The organism is Methylophaga sp. UBA2689 (assembly GCA_002354555.1).
In the GTDB taxonomy this organism is placed as follows: domain Bacteria; phylum Pseudomonadota; class Gammaproteobacteria; order Nitrosococcales; family Methylophagaceae; genus Methylophaga.
Map to the genome: position 1 here is coordinate 1,916 of DELT01000077.1, position 21,897 is coordinate 23,812.

At 46.2% G+C, this 21,897-nt stretch carries 20 protein-coding genes; 14 read left to right on the forward strand and 6 right to left on the reverse strand.

The features are described from left to right. The 14 genes from B3M51_RS09170 to B3M51_RS09235 all read left to right on the forward strand — a co-directional run. Positions 1-198 (forward strand): helix-hairpin-helix domain-containing protein (locus B3M51_RS09170; protein WP_292758480.1); only part of this gene is annotated, 198 nt, incomplete at its 5' end. Positions 199-201: 3 nt separating this feature from the next. Continuing rightward, positions 202-3,012, forward strand: a complete 2,811-nt coding sequence (infB, locus tag B3M51_RS09175; RefSeq protein ID WP_292758482.1) for a translation initiation factor IF-2 — start codon at positions 202-204, stop codon at positions 3,010-3,012. Then, positions 3,012-3,413 carry a 30S ribosome-binding factor RbfA gene (rbfA, locus tag B3M51_RS09180; RefSeq protein ID WP_292758483.1) on the forward strand — a complete coding sequence of 134 codons (402 nt, stop codon included), beginning with the start codon at positions 3,012-3,014 and terminating at the stop codon, positions 3,411-3,413. The genes infB and rbfA overlap by 1 nt, the downstream gene beginning before the upstream one ends. 9 nt (positions 3,414-3,422) lie before the next feature. Beyond that, entirely contained in the window at positions 3,423-4,352 is a 930-nt protein-coding gene (gene truB / locus B3M51_RS09185) for a tRNA pseudouridine(55) synthase TruB (protein ID WP_292758485.1), read from the forward strand. A 129-nt stretch (positions 4,353-4,481) separates the two neighbouring features. Then, entirely contained in the window at positions 4,482-4,751 is a 270-nt protein-coding gene (rpsO, locus tag B3M51_RS09190; RefSeq protein ID WP_278361242.1) for a 30S ribosomal protein S15, read from the forward strand. A gap of 191 nt (positions 4,752-4,942) precedes the next feature. Continuing rightward, on the forward strand, positions 4,943-7,036 hold the full coding sequence (gene pnp / locus B3M51_RS09195) for a polyribonucleotide nucleotidyltransferase (RefSeq protein ID WP_292481057.1): 2,094 nt from the start codon (positions 4,943-4,945) through the stop codon (positions 7,034-7,036). 61 nt (positions 7,037-7,097) lie between these two features. Further along, positions 7,098-7,862: a molybdate ABC transporter substrate-binding protein gene (gene modA, locus B3M51_RS09200; RefSeq protein ID WP_292481055.1), complete on the forward strand. Its 765-nt coding sequence runs from the start codon at positions 7,098-7,100 to the stop codon at positions 7,860-7,862. A gap of 3 nt (positions 7,863-7,865) precedes the next feature. After that, positions 7,866-8,528, forward strand: coding sequence for a molybdate ABC transporter permease subunit (gene modB / locus B3M51_RS09205; RefSeq protein ID WP_292481053.1), 663 nt, complete (start codon positions 7,866-7,868; stop codon positions 8,526-8,528). A gap of 1 nt (position 8,529) precedes the next feature. Beyond that, entirely contained in the window at positions 8,530-9,594 is a 1,065-nt protein-coding gene (locus tag B3M51_RS09210; RefSeq protein ID WP_292758488.1) for an ABC transporter ATP-binding protein, read from the forward strand. A 126-nt stretch (positions 9,595-9,720) separates the two neighbouring features. Then, positions 9,721-10,416 carry a MotA/TolQ/ExbB proton channel family protein gene (locus B3M51_RS09215; RefSeq protein WP_292758490.1) on the forward strand — a complete coding sequence of 232 codons (696 nt, stop codon included), beginning with the start codon at positions 9,721-9,723 and terminating at the stop codon, positions 10,414-10,416. Then, entirely contained in the window at positions 10,406-10,804 is a 399-nt protein-coding gene (locus B3M51_RS09220) for an ExbD/TolR family protein (RefSeq protein ID WP_292758492.1), read from the forward strand. Before B3M51_RS09215 ends, B3M51_RS09220 begins: the two co-directional genes overlap by 11 nt. Beyond that, a complete protein-coding gene (locus tag B3M51_RS09225; RefSeq protein ID WP_292758494.1) occupies positions 10,801-11,232 on the forward strand; it encodes an ExbD/TolR family protein in 432 nt (143 codons plus the stop codon). The genes B3M51_RS09220 and B3M51_RS09225 overlap by 4 nt, the downstream gene beginning before the upstream one ends. Beyond that, on the forward strand, positions 11,225-12,046 hold the full coding sequence (locus B3M51_RS09230) for an energy transducer TonB (RefSeq protein ID WP_292481046.1): 822 nt from the start codon (positions 11,225-11,227) through the stop codon (positions 12,044-12,046). The genes B3M51_RS09225 and B3M51_RS09230 overlap by 8 nt, the downstream gene beginning before the upstream one ends. A gap of 57 nt (positions 12,047-12,103) precedes the next feature. After that, positions 12,104-12,871 (forward strand): ATP-binding protein, encoded by a 768-nt coding sequence (locus B3M51_RS09235; RefSeq protein ID WP_292481044.1) that lies wholly within the window; start codon positions 12,104-12,106, stop codon positions 12,869-12,871. Here the strand turns inward: B3M51_RS09235 and B3M51_RS09240 are convergent. The 6 genes from B3M51_RS09240 to B3M51_RS09265 form a co-directional block, all read right to left on the reverse strand. Further along, positions 12,868-14,163 (reverse strand): sensor histidine kinase, encoded by a 1,296-nt coding sequence (locus tag B3M51_RS09240; protein ID WP_292481041.1) that lies wholly within the window; start codon positions 14,161-14,163, stop codon positions 12,868-12,870. The genes B3M51_RS09235 and B3M51_RS09240 overlap by 4 nt on opposite strands. Next, positions 14,153-14,830, reverse strand: coding sequence for a response regulator transcription factor (locus B3M51_RS09245; RefSeq protein WP_292481039.1), 678 nt, complete (start codon positions 14,828-14,830; stop codon positions 14,153-14,155). Before B3M51_RS09245 ends, B3M51_RS09240 begins: the two co-directional genes overlap by 11 nt. Further along, entirely contained in the window at positions 14,827-17,985 is a 3,159-nt protein-coding gene (locus B3M51_RS09250) for an efflux RND transporter permease subunit (protein WP_292758498.1), read from the reverse strand. Before B3M51_RS09250 ends, B3M51_RS09245 begins: the two co-directional genes overlap by 4 nt. Next, entirely contained in the window at positions 17,978-19,147 is a 1,170-nt protein-coding gene (locus tag B3M51_RS09255; protein WP_292481034.1) for an efflux RND transporter periplasmic adaptor subunit, read from the reverse strand. The genes B3M51_RS09250 and B3M51_RS09255 overlap by 8 nt, the downstream gene beginning before the upstream one ends. Then, positions 19,144-20,514: a TolC family protein gene (locus B3M51_RS09260; protein WP_292481032.1), complete on the reverse strand. Its 1,371-nt coding sequence runs from the start codon at positions 20,512-20,514 to the stop codon at positions 19,144-19,146. Before B3M51_RS09260 ends, B3M51_RS09255 begins: the two co-directional genes overlap by 4 nt. Positions 20,515-20,585: 71 nt before the next feature. Next, positions 20,586-21,806: a multidrug effflux MFS transporter gene (locus B3M51_RS09265; RefSeq protein WP_292481029.1), complete on the reverse strand. Its 1,221-nt coding sequence runs from the start codon at positions 21,804-21,806 to the stop codon at positions 20,586-20,588. Between the last annotated feature and the right edge of the window lie 91 nt (positions 21,807-21,897).

Consider the following 21,897-nt stretch of genomic DNA (forward strand, 5'->3'; position numbering starts at 1 on the left):
CAGGATTTGCCCGGTATGACCGCTGAATTAGCTGCTAAGTTAACCAGTCAGGGTGTTATCACTATTGATGACCTTGCAGATCAGTCCGTGGATGAATTGGTTGAGGCGGGTGGCATTGATGAAAAACAAGCTGCCGCATTCATCATGAAAGCACGTGAATCATGGTTTGCAGACGAACAAACAGAAACAGGGGAGTAACCAATGAGTGACATGAAGGTTAAGGACCTGGCCGACACTGTCGGTATCACACCTGAACGTTTAGTGGATCAGCTTAATGAGGCCGGTATTAAAGTCTCAAAGCCGGATGATCTGATTACGGAAGACCAAAAGCAAAGCCTTTTGCAGTTTTTACAGCAAAGACATGGCAAATCAGCCAGTGAAAACGATGCATCACCTAAAAAAATCACGCTGAAACGTAAATCGGTCAGTGAAATTAAATTAGGTGGTGGAACATCTCGTCAAGCCGGTAAAAGTGTCAGTGTTGAAGTTCGCAAAAAACGCACCTTTGTCAAACGGTCTGATGTCGAACCCAACACTACCAGTGCGCCCGCTGAAGAACCTGTAGTTGCATCTCAAGCACAGGCAAACGCCGAAGAAGTTGCCCGTCAGGAGCAGCTTCGACAGCAGGAAATAGCGCGTAAACAGCAAGAACAGACCAGCCTGCAGAAAGAAGAATCTGAACGTGAAGCTGCAGCAGTTGCCGCAGCCATCGAAGCTGAAAGACTGGCAGATGAAGAGGCACGTTTAGCTGCAGAAGAAGAGCAAAAGGCTCTTGCCGAAGAAGCGAAACTCAAAGAACTCAAAGAAGAAAAAAAATCTGACGCTGCAAAAAAACAACCGGCAAAACCGGAATTAACAGCTTCTCAATTAGCACATAAAAAGCTGGAAGAAGCCGATGCCAAGCGTCGTGCTGCCAACCTTGCCCGTATCGAAGCTGAAAAAGCGCTTGAAGCGCGGAAAAAAGCTCGTGAAGAAGAGGAAGCTTTAGAAAAGGCGAAAGAAGAAGCGCGTCTAGCAGCGGCAGAAGCGCAAGCCAAAGAACAGAAACCGGATCGTAAAGAAGCCGATGCAAAACACGTTGCGAATAAAGATAAACCCGCACGTCGTGGTCGTTTCCAACGTGATGATGAATTTGAGCGTAAAGAACTTCATGTTAGCGAAGGCAAAGGTCGGCGCAAGAAGAAGAAAGGTGTCTCGCAAAAAACTGCGACTGTTGAAACCACAACAGAACATGGCTTTTCCCGTCCAACCGCTCCGGTTGTTCGAGAAGTCAGTGTTCCCGATACTATTTCAGTCTCTGACTTAGCTCAGCGTATGTCTGTTAAAGCGGCCGAAGTGATCAAAGCATTGATGGGTATGGGCACAATGGCCACTATCAATCAGGTGCTTGATCAGGATACTGCCGTTATTCTGGTTGAAGAAATGGGCCATGTTGCCAAGCCGGTTCAGGAAAATGAAGTTGAGCAAGCCCTGGAAGCCTCTATTGAAGTGACGGGCGAAGCGGTTCCAAGAGCACCTGTTGTTACTGTAATGGGCCATGTTGACCACGGTAAAACTTCTTTACTGGATTATATCCGTCGTACCAAGGTTACATCAGGCGAAGCAGGTGGTATTACCCAGCATATCGGTGCCTATAAAGTAGAAACCAGCCGTGGAGAAGTGACCTTTTTGGATACACCGGGCCATGCTGCCTTTACCGAAATGCGGTCACGCGGTGCCAAGGTCACGGATATCGTGGTCTTGGTTGTAGCAGCCGATGATGGTGTTATGCCGCAAACAATTGAGGCTGTTCAGCACGCTAAAGCTGCCGGTTCAACACTGATTGTTGCCGTAAACAAAATGGACAAACCGGATGCCACTCCAGATCGTGTTAAACAGGAATTAACGAATCATGAAGTCGTTCCTGAAGATTGGGGTGGTGATGTTCAGTTTGTTCCTGTTTCAGCTCTGACGGGGCTTGGTGTTGATGAGTTACTTGATGCCATTTCACTGCAAGCGGAAGTGATGGAATTGACTGCACCGGTTAAAGGTCCTGCTCACGGTACTGTTGTTGAATCGCGGCTCGATAAAGGTCGCGGTACGGTGGTAACAGTTCTGGTCCAACGTGGCACGTTGAGAAAAGGGGACATTGTTGTTGTTGGTCAGGAATTTGGTCGTGTTCGTGCCTTGTTCAATGAAAATGGTCAGGCAATGGATGAAGCCGGTCCTTCAACACCCGTTGAATTACTGGGTCTGTCAGGTACGCCAGCATCAGGTGATGAATTGCAGGTAGCTCCGGACGATCGCACGGCAAGAGAAATTGCCAGCTTCCGTCAGACCAAGGCACGTGAAATGAAAATGGCTCAGCAGCAGGCGGCTAAGTTGGATGATATGTTCAACAAAATGGAAGCCGGCGATCTGAAAACCCTGAATGTGGTCATCAAAGGTGACGTTCATGGTTCCGTGGAAGCTGTTAGCCAGGGTCTGCAGAAACTATCTACCGATATGGTTCAGGTCCGGGTAGTGGGTTCAGGTGTTGGTGGTATTAATGAAACCGACGCCCAACTTGCCGCTGCTTCAGATGCGATTTTGATCGGCTTTAATGTTCGTGCAGATAACACTGCACGTAAAGTGATTGCCGAAAAAGGTCTGGACGTTCAGTACTTCAGTATCATTTATGATTTGCTGGATGTAGTCACCAAAGCGATGACCGGGATGCTTGAACCCGTCTATAAAGACGAAATCATTGGTCTGGCGCGTGTTGATGATGTATTCAGCTCACCAAAATTCGGTGATATTGCCGGTTGTCTGGTGCTGGAAGGCAGTGTTAAACGTAACAATCCAATTCGTGTTCTGCGTGATAATGTTGTTATCTATGAAGGTGAACTGGAATCGCTGCGTCGTTTCAAAGATGATGTCAACGAAGTTAATGCCGGTACCGAATGTGGTATTGGTGTGAAAAACTACAAAGACGTTAAACCAGGCGATCAAATTGAAGTATTTGAACGTGTATTGATGAAACCGAGTCTTTAATGGCAAGAGAATTTAGTCGCACAAATCGAATCAGCGAGGTCATGATGCGTGAATTGGCTTTGCTGATTCAACATGATCTGGCCGATCCGCGTGTCAGTATGGTCACGGTGTCACATGTGGATGTGACATCTGATCTGAAATATGCGCGTATTTATGTCACTCGGCTGAGTGGGTTTGATTCAGAAGAAGCAGCTAAAGAATGTCTGGCAGGTTTGAATAATGCCGCTGGCTTTTTACGTCGGGCGCTGGCTAAGCGCGTGAAATTACGCATCATGCCTGAACTGCAGTTTCGTTATGACACGACATTGGAACATGGCTTTTATATGGATGAGTTGATCTCCAAAGCCAACGCCGATATCAAAGACGCACAGGATCCTGATCCAGAAACTGATAAAGATTGAGTTTCGCCAATGGCAAAACGCAATAAAAAAGGTCGCGATATTACCGGTATTGTGATTATCGACAAGCCTACCGGATTGACCTCAAATCATGTTTTGCAGCGCGTTAAACGATTATTTAATGCAAACAAGGCAGGACATACCGGCAGTCTCGACCCATTAGCAACCGGGGTATTACCTGTCTGCCTGGGCGAAGCGACCAAACTTTCCACCTATTTACTGGATGCTGACAAACAGTACCAGGTGCGTTGTCAGTTGGGTATTCTGACCGATAGCGGTGATAGCGATGGCGAGGTGATTGCACAACAAGCCATTCCCGAATATTCGCCTGAACAGCTGCAACAGGTTTTGCTGGATTTTGTCGGTGAGCAACAGCAAATCCCTCCAATGTTTTCTGCGTTAAAACATCAGGGCCAGCCATTATATAAGCTGGCACGTCAGGGCATTGAAATTGAACGTAAATCTCGCCTTATTACCATTTATAGTATTGAATTACTGGCCTGCGATGCCGAGAGTTTTACCTTGCAGGTTGCCTGTAGTAAGGGAACCTATATTCGGACACTGGTGCAGGATATTGCTGCCGCTTTAGGCAGTTGTGGACACGTCTCAATGCTGAGACGCACTGATGCGGCAGGCTATGATTTAACCCAGGCATTAAGTCTGGAAAAATTGGGTGAGTTGGTGGAGCAGCAGGGAGTTGCAGGACTTGATAGTCAGTTACTACCCGCCCATGAAGCTTTGCCGGATTGGCCCCATATAAAATTGGATGCGGCAATGTCTGATGATATGCGATACGGCCGGGCAGTTAAAACTGATGTTGAGGGACAAAGCGCAAAAGTCCGATTATTTGATTATCAGGATCATTTTATCGGTCTGGGTGAATTGGCCCAGGATGGCACAGTTTCAGCAAAACGTTTGTTTGTTACCGGCGATACGGTTTAACTCGCTTGTGAATAGCGGATAAAACCGGTAAAATTCGCCACTCTTAAAAGGTTGGGTAATTCGGTTTAACTTGCTGGATTATTTCAGAATTTAACTCATAGCCAAAGGCTATAAAAAGTTGGAGTTTTTATGTCAATTACAGCAGAACAAAAGCAAGAAATCATTAAAAAATACGGTCGTACCGAAGGTGATACCGGCTCAGCTGAAGTTCAGGTAGCGTTGCTGACAGCACGTATTACCAATCTTTCAGACCATTTTAAAACTAACATCCATGATCATCACTCACGTCAAGGTCTGTTAAAAATGGTTAGTGGTCGTCGTAAAATGCTCGACTACCTGAAAAAAACGGATATTAACCGTTACCGTGATTTAATTGCTGACTTAGGTCTGCGTCGCTAAATTACCCGACGTGGTCTGTAAAACATCTCATCGAGCCTTCGCCAATATTATTGGCATTAGGCTGGTGCGTTGACTGATATGCCCCTGAAATCCCCCGCGGTTTCAGGGGCATATTCATTTATGCGTTTATCGTTTTTTAAATCAGTTATGAAAAGGTTCATGGCTGATGTAGTCAAGAGAAGGAAATACTAGTGAATTCAGTAAAAAAGACAGTTCAGTTCGGTGAGCACATTCTCAGCCTGGAAACCGGAAAAATCGCTCGTCAGGCCGGTGGCTCCATTATTGCCAGTCTGGGTGAGACATCAGTGCTTGTAACTGTAGTCGGAAAGAAAAATGTAAATCCTGGCCAGGATTTCTTTCCGTTAACCGTAAACTATCAAGAACGTACCTATGCTGCAGGTAAAATACCTGGTGGTTTCTTCAAACGTGAAGGCCGTCCTTCCGAAAAAGAAACACTGACCTCCCGTCTGATCGATCGTCCACTGCGTCCATTGTTTCCTAAAGGTTTCATTAACGAAGTACAGGTTATCGCCACCGTGATGGCATTGGATCCTGAAATCGATCCTGATATCCCGGCAATGATTGGTGCTTCTGCTGCATTGGCAATTTCCGGTATTCCGTTTAACGGCCCATTAGGTGCTGCACGGGTGGGCTATGTTGATGGTAACTACATCCTCAATCCATCCAAAAAACAATTGGCGACCAGTTCGCTGGACTTGGTTGTTGCCGGTACTGAAAGTGCTGTATTGATGGTTGAATCCGAAGCATCTGAATTACCCGAAGAGGTTATGCTGGGTTCTGTCATGTATGGTCATCAGCAAATTCAGACAGCGATTAAACTGATCGATGAATTAAAAGCAGAAACTGCTAAAACAGCCTGGGAATGGACTGCTCCGGAAAAAGATGATCGTTTGTATAACGCTGTTAAAGATCAAGCATTTGAAGGTATTAAAAATGCCTATGCCATCAGTGACAAAATGCAGCGCCAGGATCAACTGGCTGAAATTCGCCAGGCAGCAATTGCTGAATTAGTCAGTGAAGATGGCGAATGGTCTGAAGATGATGTAAAAGGCGTGTTTGGCAAACTGGAAAAAGAACTGGTTCGTGGCCGAATTATTGCCGGTGAACCACGTATAGATGGACGTGATACCAAAACGGTACGTCCAGTATTCGTTGAAACTACTGTATTACCACGTGTGCATGGTTCTGCATTGTTTACCCGTGGTGAAACTCAGGCGATTGTGGTGGCAACTTTGGGTGCTGAACGTGATGCACAGATGATTGATGCCGTTGAAGGTGAATACCGTGACCGTTTCATGCTGCATTACAACTTTCCACCATTCTGTGTAGGTGAAACCGGTTTTGTGGGTTCACCAAAACGTCGTGAAATCGGCCACGGTAAATTGGCTAAACGCGGTATCCAGGCAGTTATGCCATCAGCTGAAGAATTCCCGTATGTGGTTCGTGTGGTTTCTGAAATCACTGAATCCAATGGTTCAAGTTCAATGGCTTCTGTGTGCGGTACCTCATTGGCGTTAATGGATGCCGGTGTACCAATTAAAGCCCCTGTTGCCGGTATTGCTATGGGTTTGATTAAAGAGTCTGATGGTTATGCCGTTTTGACCGATATCCTGGGCGATGAAGATCACCTGGGCGATATGGACTTTAAAGTCGCCGGTACTGAAAAAGGCGTGACTGCGCTACAAATGGATATCAAGATCGAAGGTATCAACGAAGAAATCATGCGTACTGCACTGGCGCAAGCCCGTGATGGTCGTTTGCATATTCTGGAAAAAATGAATGCAGTGATTTCAACGCACCGTCAGGAAATGTCTGAATTTGCTCCACGTATTATCACGGTGAAAATTCATGCTGATAAAATCCGTGATGTAATCGGAAAAGGTGGTGCGACCATTCGTGCAATCACCGAAGAAACCGGTGCGACCATTGATATCCAGGATGATGGTACCGTGATGATTTTCTCTTCAGATTTCAATGCTGGTCAGGATGCTCTGCATCGCATTGAGCAAATCACTGCAGAAGTTGAAGTCGGCAAGGTCTATCAGGGCCGTGTTGCCAAGCTGATGGACTTCGGTGCGTTTGTTACCATTCTGCCGGGCAAAGATGGTCTGGTACATATTTCACAAATCTCGGATGAGCGTGTGGAAAATGTCAGCGATAAACTGTCAGAAGGCGACATGATTGACGTTAAGGTTTTGGAAGTTGATCGCCAGGGCCGTATTCGTCTGAGCATGAAAGCTGTTAACGAAGTTACTGCAGACTAACGCAGTCAGTTACGTTAGACTTAAAAGCCCCGCACTGCGGGGCTTTTTTTTGGATTGAATAATGCGATACAAGTTCATTAAAACCCTTTTGGTTATGTTGCTGCTAATATCAATGGGGGCAAGCGCGGAGACACTCAGGGTCGCAGCCGCGGCGAATCTACGTTTTGTGTTGCCCGAATTGATAAGTGAATACGAACAATCTTCTGAACATAAGATTAATGTAACTTACGGCGCATCAGGAAATCTGGCTACACAGATAATTCATGGTGCACCTTATGATGTGTTTTTTTCAGCAAATCCGTTGTTTATTGATATTTTAATGCAACGAAAAAAACATCGTGGGCAGCGTATTAACTATGCACACAGTGAAATAGTGTTATTTGCTAATAAGCACTCTTCAATAAAGCTTGATAACCGGCTGCAAGGTCTAAAACAGGCTATTGAGCATAATCAGCTGGAAAAATTTGCTATTGCCAATCCGAAACATGCGCCATATGGCAAACTCGCACAGAATCTGTTGGTGGAAGCGGATATTTGGCAGACCATTCAACCGCAGCTGTTATTGGCAGAAAGTGCTTCACAGACACTGCAGTTTGCCCTGACCAGTAATGTCGATGCTGCCATATTGCCGTATCCGTATATGACCCAGGAGAAAATCAAACAGCAGGGGCGTTACATTAAATTGCCTGGTGAGTTATCCCAACAGCTTATTATCACCAAAGATGCGTCATTACTTGCTGAACCGTTTATTAAGTTTATTACCAGCAAAACGGCCAGCAAAATCTTTATCAAACATGGCTATCTTCCCATTGCCGGGAATCCCTGAACGATGGATTGGCAGGCCCTTGAAGTATCACTGAAGCTGGCGCTGGTCACCAGTTTGAGTCTGTTGCCAATAGGATTGATATTGGCTTACAGCCTGGCCAGAGGCAAGTTTCGTGGGAAATATCTGGCTGAAGCATTGATAACGTTACCGTTAGTCCTGCCACCGACGGTATTGGGATATTTCCTGTTAGTGGGAATGGATAGTAACAGTGCGGCAGGAAAACTTTTTTATAGCATTACCGGCGACAACCTGGCCTTTTCGTTTAGCGGATTGTGGTTTGCTTCGATAATTTACAGTTTACCGTTTGCTGTACAGCCAATGCTCAGGGCATTGGAGAATATTGCTCCTGAATTACGTGAAGCGGCATGGTGCAGTGGGTTATCTCGCTGGAAAACCTTTATCAAAATTGAATTACCTTTAGCCTGGTCTGGAATTTTAACTGGCTTAATCCTGAGCTTTTGTCATACGTTGGGCGAGTTCGGGGTGGTGTTGATGATCGGCGGCAATATTGCCGGTGAGACCCGAACACTGTCGATTGCTATTTATGACAGTGTGTTGGCATTTGATCAGCAGCAGGCCATGCAGATGTCGTTAATCTTACTGGCAATTGCTGTCATAACGGTCACGGCAATTTACCGATTTAATCATCGATTATTGCGGGTCTAGGATGCTTGACGTTACCATTAAGCAGCAACAGCCAATTCCACTGGAAGTGCAGCTACAATGTGCCGCGGGAGAAATGTTGGCGTTAGTAGGACCTTCCGGATCGGGCAAGACCACGGTGCTACGTTGTATAGCAGGTTTACATAAGCCTCACCAAGGACTTATCCGCTCTCAAACAACCTGGTTTGATAGCAACCATGAACTAAATTACTCTCCACAACAGCGACGCGTGGGCATGGTGTTTCAAAATTATGCGTTATTTCCGCATTTGACCGTTATGCAGAATATTCTGCTGGCCATGCAAAAGCCTCAGGAACATGCCGTAAAAGCGTTACTGGAACAGGTGCATTTAAGTGGTTTGGAATCTCGTTATCCATCACAGTTATCCGGCGGCCAGCAACAGCGGGTGGCATTAGCCAGAGCTTTGGCTCGCGATCCGGAAGTTTTATTACTGGATGAGCCATTTTCGGCGGTTGATAAAGTTACTCGCCGCAAACTTTATCTGGAGTTACATGCTTTACGCCGACAATTATCGATGCCGATTATTCTGGTGACACATGATCTGGATGAAGCGGCAATGCTGGCCGATCAGATGTGTGTTATTCATCAGGGGAAAACCCTGCAACAGGGTACGGTAGAAGATGTATTGAATCGGCCACAAAGCCTGAATGTCGCGAGATTGACCGATGCCCGTAATGTGTTTGAAGGGCAAATAGTGCAGGTTGAAGGTCAGAAAAAACTGCAATGGTGTGAGCAGCTGTTGGAGATAGCCGATACCGATTTCGCTGTGGGTAGCAATGTTTACTGGATTATTGCACCGAGTAAAATTCTGTTGCATCAACGTCGTCGTCCTTCTCGGGGAGAGCAGGAGAATCCGGTTCAGGCGATAATTGACGATATGATTACCTTGCGCGGCATTACTACCGTATTAATGAAAGTTACCGGACACAACCCGCTGTTGATACAGATGGATATTCCAGAGCATGTGGTTGAACGCAATCAATTGCAACGAGGTGAACATATAGGACTGTCATTGCTGCAGAGTGCTATCCATTTGATAGAACAGTAAAAAAATCACGCTGGACCGAAGATTTCTTTGCAAAGCTTAATGATAACTATTATCATTAATGCTGTTTTAATCAAAGGAACTTATCGATGTTGGTAACTGCTATGACGTCTGTCCGGGGTCTGCTGCGTGATAAATGAGGTTGAAACACCTTCTTTCCTGAAGCTACTTCAGCAATTACTGGAAATTGGTGGCCCCGTTGTGTGGATTTTATTGGGGTTTTCGGTCATCGCGGTCAGCATTGTGTTAATCAAAATCTGGCAAATAATGTTGTTATCGCCAGAATCTACGACAACGGCCAAAAAGGCCATTTTGCTGTGGAAACGAAATGAACCGGAACAGGCACTTTCGCTGCTGAAAATCTCCAAGCCACTGGATGAACTACTGGCACTGAGTATGGAAGGACTCAGACAGGCCGAAATTCCTAAGGAGCTGCTTAAAGAAGAGTTACAGCGTGTTGCCAGTTTACGCATCAATCAACTGCGCAGCTATCTGCGACCGCTGGAAGTGATTGCCAGCTTGAGTCCATTGTTAGGTTTGTTCGGAACTGTGCTCGGGATGATCATGGCCTTTCAGCAGATGGAACTGGCAGGCAGTCAGGTTGATCCTTCGGTACTTTCCGGTGGTATCTGGCAGGCGTTATTGACCACTGCGGTGGGGCTTGGAGTGGCGATCCCCGCTGTTGTTGCCCACAACTGGCTGGAACGTAAAACAGAGCGGGTTGCCGTTTTGATTAATGATGGTGTCACTCAGGTTTTTACCCATGCTCCATTAATAAACACCTCAACAACAAAACCAGCTAACCACTATAAAAATGTTGCTTGAACAACCCCTGGCTGCAAAACGTCGGGTAATCAGCCTGACACCGTTGATTGATGTGGTATTCATCCTGTTACTGTTTTTTATGTTGTCTTCAGGATTTACCCATTGGCGGCAGCTGGATATTACAGCGCCCAGCGAATCCTACGATACTGATAAAATACGCACTCAGCACTATCTGCTGTTAATGGCAGCTGGTGAGTATGTTTATGATAATCGACATTATCCTGTATCAGAGCTCACACCGATAAAACAGCAACTTGCTGAAGATCCGTCCGGAATTTTTGTGGTGTCAGTTGCTAAAGCTGTGACCACGCAGCAAATGATTGATTTCATCGATCAGCTAAAAATCATCGGCATCGATAAAGTCAGTCTGGCCGGGTTAGCGATATGACCCTTATCCCCATCCGCAGAGCCCCAGTCAATCAGCTTGATGACAATATGATCCCATTGATTAATATTGTGTTTCTGATGTTGATTTTTTTTATGATCGCGGGTCAATTAACCAGCAGTGAACTGATTAAAATCCAACCCCCAACATCTCAGCAGCAATCTGCCCTGCAAGAACACGATGCCATTTTGTTCTTGTCAGCTAAAGGCAGGTTGGTGCTGAATGATGCTTTTTTGGAAGCCAGTGCATTAACCGAGATCCTGAAGCAGAAAATAGCCGAAACTAACGATATCCAGTCTTTTAAATTACTGGTGAAAGCTGATGCAGCCGTGCCCGCCAGTGAGTTAACAGATTTACTTAAACAAGTGCGAGCCGCGGGAGTATTAAAAGTTTCTTTGGCCACCCAAACTCAGACCAGCCGAAATGATTAAATTTCGTTACTGGTTTCTGGCTATTTTAAGTGCCATGTCGATTCATGTGTTTGCTTTTGGCGTGTATACAATTAAATACCCTCACCAGCTGCAAACTGTTCCACCGATGGATGAAGCCGGTATTGAAATTGATATCAGCATGCTTGATGCCACCACCCTGGAAAAACAGCAGGCCACTGCGGTAGCAGAAAAAAAGACAGCTATTGAGGAAGAATCCACCATTAGCCAGGTTCAGGAGCCTGATACTGCTCCCGTGACAATGGAGCATAAAACCAAAAGAACAGAAGTGATAAAACCATTACAGCAAACCGAAATAAAAAAGTCAGTCAATACTGCGCCACCGGAGGATAAGCTTGAACTTAAACATAATACGTCAGAAATCCTTGCGGCTACGTCTGATCCGGCCCTTATAAATACCGCAAATTCTGAAAAACAGCTGGAGAAAACACAAATTGCTGATCAGGGGGAAGCTGCCGAGAGCAGTTCAATATCGAGTCAGGCTGACGCTGCGTTGCAACAAGCCGCACAACAGACCTATTTCAATTTGCTGGCCAGAACGCTGGCAGAACAAAAACGTTATCCTGGTATTTCCAGACGCCGTGGTGAACAGGGTATTGTGCAATTATTCTTTATTGTCACCCGCAATGGCCACATTAGAGAATCACGTATTGAAGCCAGTTCGGGATATCATCGTCTGGATCAGGCGGTGCTGGAAATGTTGGAAAAAGCCCAGCCGTTACCGGCATTTCCAGATGCGATGTCACAGCAGCAATTGGAAGTGAAAGTGCCAATCGCATTTGAATTAAGCAGTTGACGCGAATCCAACCCAGATAACATCATAGTGTTTAGTTCGACCACAGGAAGATAACAGATGAATAATCTGGATTGGCATCAAATACATGCTGCCGTTTGGCGTGCGCACAGCCAAAAACTTAAAGCCATTACCCGTTTGGATCCTATTCAACTGGATCAGCTCATCGGCATTGAGCAGCAAAAGCAGCAACTGGTGGAAAATACCCGGCGATTTGTTGAGGGAGAAACCAGTAATCATGCTCTGTTATGGGGGGCACGGGGGACAGGTAAATCATCACTGATTAAAGCGGTGTTAAACCAGTTTGCCGATCAGGGATTACGTATTCTGCAGATTGATAAAGCTGAACTTAACTGGTTACCGGAAATTCTGGATGATTTGGAAGACAGACCTTTTCGCTTTGTGATCTTCTGTGATGATTTGTCATTCGAACAGGGTGATGAAGGTTTCAAACCGCTTAAAAGTCTGCTGGAAGGTGGCTTGGAATTACCGCCGGAACATGTCCGAATTTATGCCACGTCGAATCGTCGACATCTGATGCCAGAGCAGCAATCTGAAAATCAGGCGAGTCGGGTGGTTGATGGTGAGGTTCACTACACTGACAGCCTTGAAGACAAACTGGCCTTATCAGACCGCTTTGGTCTGTGGCTGTCGTTTTATCCACCTAGTTGGGATACCTACCTGGAAATGGTTGACAGCCTGTTTGTGAATATCGCTGTTGATCGGGATTTATTGCATGAACAGGCCAAACAATTTGCCATGCGTCGGGCCAGCCATAGTGGACGCACGGCAATACAGTTTTATCGTCAGTTTGTCAGTAAAAGCTAATTGGTATCCGGTGGTGTGATATCAAGTATCACGTTGTGGCCATTTTCATTGGCAATATTCTGATAAGACCAGCCGAGTTTTTCGGTTAATTGAGCGGTGAGTTGCAGGCCGAGACCAAAGCCCAGTTCAGTCGGTGCAACATCAATATCAGCATTAAACTGTCGATTTACAATACTGATCTGGGAGCCCTGTTGGCTGATAATGACCTGACCTTCCCAGGTATGCTGGAATGCATTACGTATCAGATTACCTAAGACAATTCGTGCTGCCACAGCACTGATTGAACATTGATAGGGGTGGGTTTCCACAATAAGTTCAACGGTTTTATCGCGCAACAAATAACGCATTTCTGTGGTGATTTCCAACAACAGTTTATCAATCTCTACTACTGATTCAGGTAGTTTTTCGTGGTCTTCGCGGCTTAACCAGAGCAAGGTTTCGGTGAGATGCTGCATGGTAATACTGGCACGATCAATCCGATCGGCAATATCCCTTTGCATCGGGTTCAAACTGGAAGAGGTCTGTTGTAATACTTTGTACTGCAACTCAATATTATTACGAATAACGCTGATAGGTGTACGCAGTTCATGGCTGGTATAACGCAGGAAGCGGTGCTCACGATCCAGGCTGCGCTGAACTGATGACAGACTGTTCTGGATTAATCTGGCCATTTGATTGAGTTCCGGATACAAAAAGTCCGGTGGCGGCTGGGACAGATTTTCCGGGGTTAATGATTGTGTCCAGTTATTCAGTCGGGCTACCGGTGTCGATATACTCCGCATCAACAGCCAGGTGATCAGCATTAACGTCAAGGCAATTAATGCGCTGACGCCTAATAATAAACGCATGCTATCGGCCATATTACGGCCGACCAGACTGGATACATTCTCCCGGGATAGGGTTCTGCTGATATAAACTGACTGATTTTCCAAATCGACTTTGAGGGCAAAATAGACTTTGTCCGGGCGTTCTAACCAGTGAGAATCATCTCGTTTGATTAATTCGCCACTGCGCTGTGGCGGATTTGTAAACACCTGTCGAATGTCAGCAGATTGTGACTCCCATCTTCTGGATAACTGACTACCGCGAAAATTAACCAGTTCATCTTCCGCCAGAGATTTGTTGCTGGCAAGATAGGTCAGTGCAGCGTTTTCCATTCCGCCGGTCACAATATTGTCCATGCCACGAATAAAAAAATGGGCACTTAATAATGAATAACCGAGCACAATGGTGCCGCCAAATAATAAAAAACTTAATGTTATTAGGCGTTTAAGACTTATTTTAGCTTTCATTATCAGCTCTGATAGCAATGCCAATCCCCGGGATAGTCTGAAGCAATGCTGTATCAAAGCCTCCATCAATCGTTTTACGTAAATGATGCAGATGCACTTTCAGACTATCACTGTCCGGTATTTCCTCCCCCCATATTGCTATCTCAAGTCGTTGCCGGCTGACCACATTGGGTGATTCCCGTAGCAGCAACTCCAGTATTCGCCAGCCGATAGGGGAGAGATGCAGATTGATATCGGCTCTACTGAGTTGGCGTTGCTGTAAATTCATCTGCAGATTGCCACAACGCAATAATTGTGTCTGGCCACTGCGTCTGCGTGATAACGCCTGAATACGCATTACCAGTTCTTTTAATTCAAAGGGTTTGACCAGATAATCGTCGGTACCGGCAGCAAAACCTGCCTGTTTATCGATAAGCTGATCGCGGGCTGTGAGCATTAAAACGGGGATATCAGAACCTTCACTACGCAGACGCTCACACACTGTCAAACCATCAATACGCGGCAGATTCAGATCCAGCAGCAACACATCATAATAATTCTGTTGTAATAAATTCAGTCCAGCAGCGCCATTACTGGCATGATCGCAGCTGATGGCTTCCAGTTGCAGATAATCCATCACGGTTTGCGCCAGATCGAGATCATCTTCAATAAGTAATACACTAATCATGATGCCGGTCCTTGTTCCGTTGCGGGTAACACCACTTTGCTACCACGATGAAAATATTGCGCCACATCATGCTGAATCATCAATAATAACGGGATTAGTATCAAGGTAATTACGGTGGCGAACATAATGCCATAGGCCAATGAGACCGCAGCAGGAATAAGGAACTGTGCCTGCCTGGACGTTTCGCCTAACAATGGCATTAGACCGGCAAAGGTGGTGAAAGAGGTCAATAATACCGCTCTCAAACGATCTCTGGCTGATAACATAATTGCCTGACGTATATCGGTATATTCCTGTTTTAAATCGTTAAATCTGGAGACCAATAACAAACTGTCATTCACCACTACACCGCTCAGAGCGATAATACCGTTGAGCGATAAAATTCCTAACGACATATCATTCATCCAGTGCCCGAGTAATGCGCCGACAATACCAAACGGTATTGCCGTCATGATTAAAAGTGGTTGAATATAGGATTTTAACGGTATGGCCAGCAGCATATAAATGCCCAGCATGGCCAATAAAAACAGGTTTAACATTGAGGTTTGTGTTTCTTCCTGCTCTGCGGCTTCACCGGCAAAATAGATGGTCAGTCCCGGATATTTGGCTTCCAGCTGTGGCACCACATCGCGCTTTAACTGAGCAACAAATTCGGTGACGGATAATAAATCCTTATCAACATCTGCTGATAGATAAATGGCCCGCTTGGCATCAATCCGGGTAATACTGTCACGGGTAAAGCCATAACTGACATCGGCCACACTCGATAGGGGAATAACCGTGCCATCCTCAAGTCGAACTCTGGACTTCAATACATCAGCGGGGTTTTGTCGGTCTGCTTCCGGGTAACGAACTTTGACTTCGATTTCATCACTGTTGCGCTGGTAACGTTGCACTACCTGTCCGCTAAAGCCTTGCAGGATCTGTCTGGCAAGTTCATCAGTACTGAGACCCAATGCCCGGCCCTGTTGATTGAGCTTAAGTTGTAATTGAGGCTGACCGGGTTGCAGATTATCTTCCAAACCAATAATGCCTGGCATCGGTTCCAGTAATTTATACAATTCTGCGCCTGCCAGCGTCAGTACATCATCATCGTTGGAACGTAACTCTACCCGCAAGGCATCATCTGCCTGGCGACCACTCTGGATCCGTAAACTGCGTACAGCCTCCGGCATACCAACCCGTTTTTCCCATTCTCTACGAAACTCAACCAAATCATATGGTGAATTTTCGGCCAACTCTACCGTGACGCCACCACTGTGATCAGACTGAGATAGCAGTTGCAGATTGGCTATACCGGTTGTATCAGCATCTCTATCAGTTTGCAGAGCCCTATCGGTTTCATAGGCGGTACGTTCCATCATCAGCAGGGTTTCATGGGTGAGGCCAAAGCTGACATCTTTATGCATGGCAATATTGGCTCGCACGGTATCGCCCGGAATGGATGGAAAGAAGCTCATTCGGATGCTGCCATTAAACGGCATCGAAAACACGATGATAAATATCATCATGAAAACCATTATGACGCCATAGCGAAACCGCAAACCAAACTCAATAGCCGGTTGATAGATTTTTTCAGCAAACCACTGTAGACCGCCATCAGCCCCTTGCTGAACTTTTCGCCATCCAATGGCCAGTATATTTTGTGAAGGTTTTTTATGAGTGTTTAAATGCGCCAGATGCGCGGGCAGAATTAATTTCGACTCAACCAACGACATCAGCAGGGCAATGGCAACCACGGCTGCAAACTGCGAATAGAGTTCGCCGAGCCGACCTTCAATTTGTGATAAAGCAAAAAAAGCCACCACTGTGGTAAAGACGCCAAACATTGTGGGTACGGCAACTCTCATCGTACCTTTAATGGTATTACGTAACGTGTCACCCTCCCGGGATCGAACGCTATAGATGCTTTCTCCGACCACAACCGCATCATCAACAATGATGCCAAGCGCCATCAGAAAGCCAAAAGTGGTAAACGAGTTGAGCGATAAACCGGCATAGGAATCGCCCATAAAGAATAACGTGCCAAGAAAGACAAATGGCAGACCCATTGCTACCCAGAAAGCGACGGTCAGGTTTAAAAATACTGCAAGCAAGACAAACACCAGCACAATGCCGGTCAGCGCATTTTTAATTAATAAACTCAGGCGATCCATAATGCTGGTACTTCGGTCATACCAGGTGGCCAGTTCAACCTGAGCCGGCAGTTTATTACTGTTTTGCCAGACTTCCACCACATCATAGGCGTCGGCTACAGAGTCGGCGATATCATCCAGTCCGGTGGTTACTACCTGAACTCCGATACTTTCTTTAGCCTGAAATCTCGACAGTATCGAGGTATCGTCATCAAAGCTATCAAGAATATCGGCTACATCACCGAGCAGGATTTGCTGTCCATTCTCACCGGTTAGTAACGGAATATTGGCAAAATCCTCTTTTAAATACGCCTGTTCGGAAGCATTTAGCTGCAGATAAATATTTTCATTGCGTAATACCGCTGTCAGTGGTGTGGACGAATTGGTGTTAATCGCATTTTCAACATCCGTTAATGACAGGCCATAGGATTGCAAACGGCCATCATCAATTTCGATCATCATCATTGGATCCAGCCAACCGGAAATGGTCACCCGGTTGATGGTGGATTTGGTGAGCAGATCAGCTTTAAGAGACTCGGCAAGTTGCTGCAGGGTATGGCGATCAGTATCACCATAGAGTTGCAGCCAGATAGCATGTTCTTCTCGTTCAGCTTTACTGATAACAGGATTTTTCGCTTCTGTCGGAAAGGTTGATATGGCATCCACCTGCGCTTTTACATCACGCATCAGGATGTCGAGATCATAACCATTCTGCATTTCAACCGTGACAGTGACCCCACTGCGAGTTGATTCACTGGTAATGGTTTTAATGCCGATGATGCCTTCCAGCTGCTCTTCAATTTTGATTGCCAGACCTTCCTCGGACAGTTTCGCCGAACCACTGTCGTAGGAAATTGAAATAGTCAGGCTGTCCGGTTCGCTGCTGGGAAAAGCCTCCTTACGCAGATCACCCACCGACATTAAGCCGAGGATAATCACCACCAACATTAATAAATTGGCGGCGACCGGATTGGTGGCAAACCAGCCGATAATACCGCTACGGCCGATGAGCTTACTCATGATTTTCTATCTCAATCGGTGCCACGGCCATGCCTTCTACATAACTGCTGATAGGCTGTAACAATATCTGTTGGGGAAAATCGGCCAGTGATTCCGGTGGGCGTATATAAATGTAGTTTTCATCACTGAAAACAGGAGAGGTGGGGAATTTTGCCAGAATATTTTCGGCTGTTACATACCATATCTCGCCACGTTGGCTAAGGCTGGTAGTTGGGACCTGCCATAGATTATCCATCTGACGCCCTGCCAGACTGACTTCAACAAACACACCCGGATAAATGGCAGGCTGCTGATCCAGCGGTTTATCTACCCCGACAATCAACGAACGTTGTCGAGTGGTACCATCCAGATGTTGTTCAATCCGCAGGACTTTTCCCTGCCAGGTGGCAGAACCTTCAACCGCCTGTAGAGTTACCGGCCAATCACCTGTGGTTAACGTATCGGCGTCCGGCAGGCTCTGCCATTCACGATCCGACAGTGAGACTTTTACTTCAACCCAGTCTGTGCTGTACAGAGATGCTACCTGGGTTCCGGTTTGCAGATAACTGCCGGGTGAGACATCGCGGCTGATCACTAATGCATCAAACGGGGCTTTGATCAGGCTTTGCTGTAAGTCATTTTCAGCACTGGTTAATAATGCTTCGGCGTTAACAACACTTGCTTCTGCACTGGCTAATTGAGGAACACGCAATACCAGTTCCGAATCAGGATCTCCTTCCAAACCGGAAGCCAGCCACTCTGCCTGTGCTTGCAAGCCTTGGCGTTCTTCCTGCAGATAAGCGAGCCTTGCTTCTGCCAGTTGTTGTTTGGCTGCAGCCACTGCTGCACGGTAATCACTGTTTTCCAGACGCAGTATCTGTTCACCTTTTTTCAGGCGGTAGCCGGTTTCAAACTGTGGCGATATCTGTTCGACTTGTCCGGCAACCTGAGTGGTCAGATTTATTGTGTAATGGGGTTCTGTGGCACCAAATGCACTGATACGTGATTGATGTGTTGCCGGTTCGACCGTTTTCACCGAGACTTCAGGGCGTATTTCTGGGACTTCCCGGACAGGTAACGAACGGTTGCTAAAACGATCAATCTGATATTGACTCAGAAAATAAACTCCAACTAATACAACCAGCGCACCCAGAAACACCAGCCATTGAACAAATTTAGTCATGCTCTCGCCTCCAGCCCCAAAGCAAGTCCCAGGGAGATACGATTTAATAAACGCTGGTAAATCAGATCATCAAGTTGTGCCTGCAAATCATAGGTTTGCTGCTGTACGGTTAACAGATCCAGAATGGCAAATAAGCCACTACGATAATTAGCCTGATACTGGAGCAGATTATTTTCGGCACTGGCCAAAGCGGTTTCTATATGTTGCTGGCGTTTAACCAAAGCCTGTTCCTGACTTAAAGCCTGCTCAATTTCTGTCACGGCATTCAGTAAGGTGTCACGATATTGCTGATAGGCAATTGCTGTATCCAATTCACTTACCTCCGCGGCGGCACGTAATTGTCCACCCTGATACAAAGGTGCGGTTAACTGGCCCAGTAAACTCCATACCGGGGCAGTAAATAAACTGGCACGGGGAGAGCTTCCGACATCTTCTAACACTGCCTGCAGACTCAGACTGGGTAACAAGTCTTTATAGGCAACCTCGGTCCGGGCACTGGCAGCTTGAATGGCAGCATAGGCTGCTAACAGATCCGGCCGACGATTCAATGTTTGCTGTGGCAGGTCGATTTCAGGAATCACAACCTGCGGATAATCTTCGGGCAGCTCAAACTGTGGATTATTGACCTGCCCAATCAGAGTTTTGAGTTGAATAGATTGCTGGCGAAAGTTTTCAGTTAAGCTTTCTACCCTGGCTGAAGAAGTGGCGACCGCACTGCGAGCAAGATCGAGGTCTTCAAGAGTGCCCAGCCCCTGGCGATAACGCTGCAAAATAAAACTTTCGGTTTGCTGCAGACTGTCATTGCGTTGCTGTTCAATATCAATCGCACGTTGTTGAGCAATCAGTGTTAGCCAGACTTGCATGACTTCAGCTGCCAGCGTATCTCGGGCCGACTGATAAAGCAGATTTTGTTCAGTAATATCAAGCTTTGCCGCTCGTTCATTATCGGCCAGTTTCCCCCATAAATCGGCTTGCCAGCTGACACTGAGATCAGCGCCAAAACTGGCATCACTATCACTACTGTTGAGTGCTGAAAAGCCGCTGCTGATAAACGGGCGCTTTTCGGCTGCAGCCTGCGTCAGTTGTGATTGACGGATCTGTAAGGTGAGCAAGGTTTGTTGCAGACTGGGATTGGATTGCATTGCTGTTTGCAATAAACCTTCAAACATATCGGTATCGATCAAATCATTCAGATACGCGACATCGGTTTGTTGCGGAAAATTCTGCCATTGTTCAACACGTTGCTGCTCTGCAGAGATTAACGTTGCATAATCAGGTTGCTCTGGTGTGATGCTGCATGCAGCAAGCATCACTAATGGCAGATAAACCAGTTTTTTTAAATAATGTTGCCGGCTGTTAACGTTCACCTGATAACGCGCTCCATAGAGATGAGTGTCAATATGACAGCCAATCTAGTTGCTTGAGGGTTAATGCAAAGTTAACAGCCGTTTTTTATTTGCGGATTATGACGACAGCTACGCAAAATCAATGTTTTAAGAGTGAGTCCTGCAACTGCACAGCCGGTCATGACGGTAATCATTGGCCAAAGACTGCCGTCACCCAGAGAACTGACCAGTAAGCCACTGGCTGCACCCGATAAAAAACCAAATGACCCCAGCACAGCAGTGGCTGTTGCACTGCTGCGGGGAAAGAATTCCACGGTACTGGCGATGGCATTGGAGACGATAAGCGCCTGCGATCCAATAAATATCATGATGCCAAAAACTATCATGCTTAATGCCGGATCTGGACTGATCAGAATATACAGCAGCATCAATACGCCGGTAATGACCTGGATAATTTGTCCAAGTCTTAACAGGCAGGGCGGATCGTAAAAAAGTAATAATCTGACGTTAATACGATTGACGACAATCATCATCACCACATTAATGCCAAACAAGAATGGATAGACCGACGCTGAAACACCAAAGTAGACCATATATACCGATGGTGAGGCGGTAATAAAACTGAACAGACCTCCATAGGTAAAACTTTGTGCTGCAAGATAGGCCAACGCTTTCCGATGCGACAATACTTCGATATAGCGCCGTAAAGCTGATGTCTTCTGGGGGTTGATTTGCCGGGTTTCCGGCAACAGGCGATGCAATAGCAATCCGATAAGCAATGCATAAACAAATAACACAATAAAAATGGAATGCCAGCCGGCAATATACAGACAGAGAGTGCCGATTAGCGGGGCAATCAATGGTGCGATCATCATGATAATGGCCATATGTGACAGATAGCGTGCACTGTCACGACCGCTGCTGATATCACGAATCACTGCCGAGGAGTTCACGATTGCCATACCACCACCAATGGCCTGAATGACTCGCCATATCCACAATCCATAAAGGGTTTGACTGAACACGATGCCCATGCTGGCAATGCAGAACAATGTGAGCCCAACAAAGATGACTCGACGCCGACCAAAGTGATCGGACAAAGGGCCGCCGGTTAATTGACCGACAGCAAAACCGGCCAAAAATAAACTCAGTGAAAGTTCAATATCGTGAATGCTGACAGCGAACTCAGATGCCATCAATGGCATTGCTGGCAGATAGGCATCAATAGCCAATGGTGCAATAGCCGTTAACCCGGCCAAAAGCAGAATAAGCTGAGCTATGTTATGTGTATCAGTGGAACGTGGTCTTTCCATTAAGTCAATCAGCTTCTCTGAAACTTCAAGCGGGTGAATCAAACTAGGGCTTGTTTATCTTTCATCTACACCACTGCTGGAGGCTATTTTT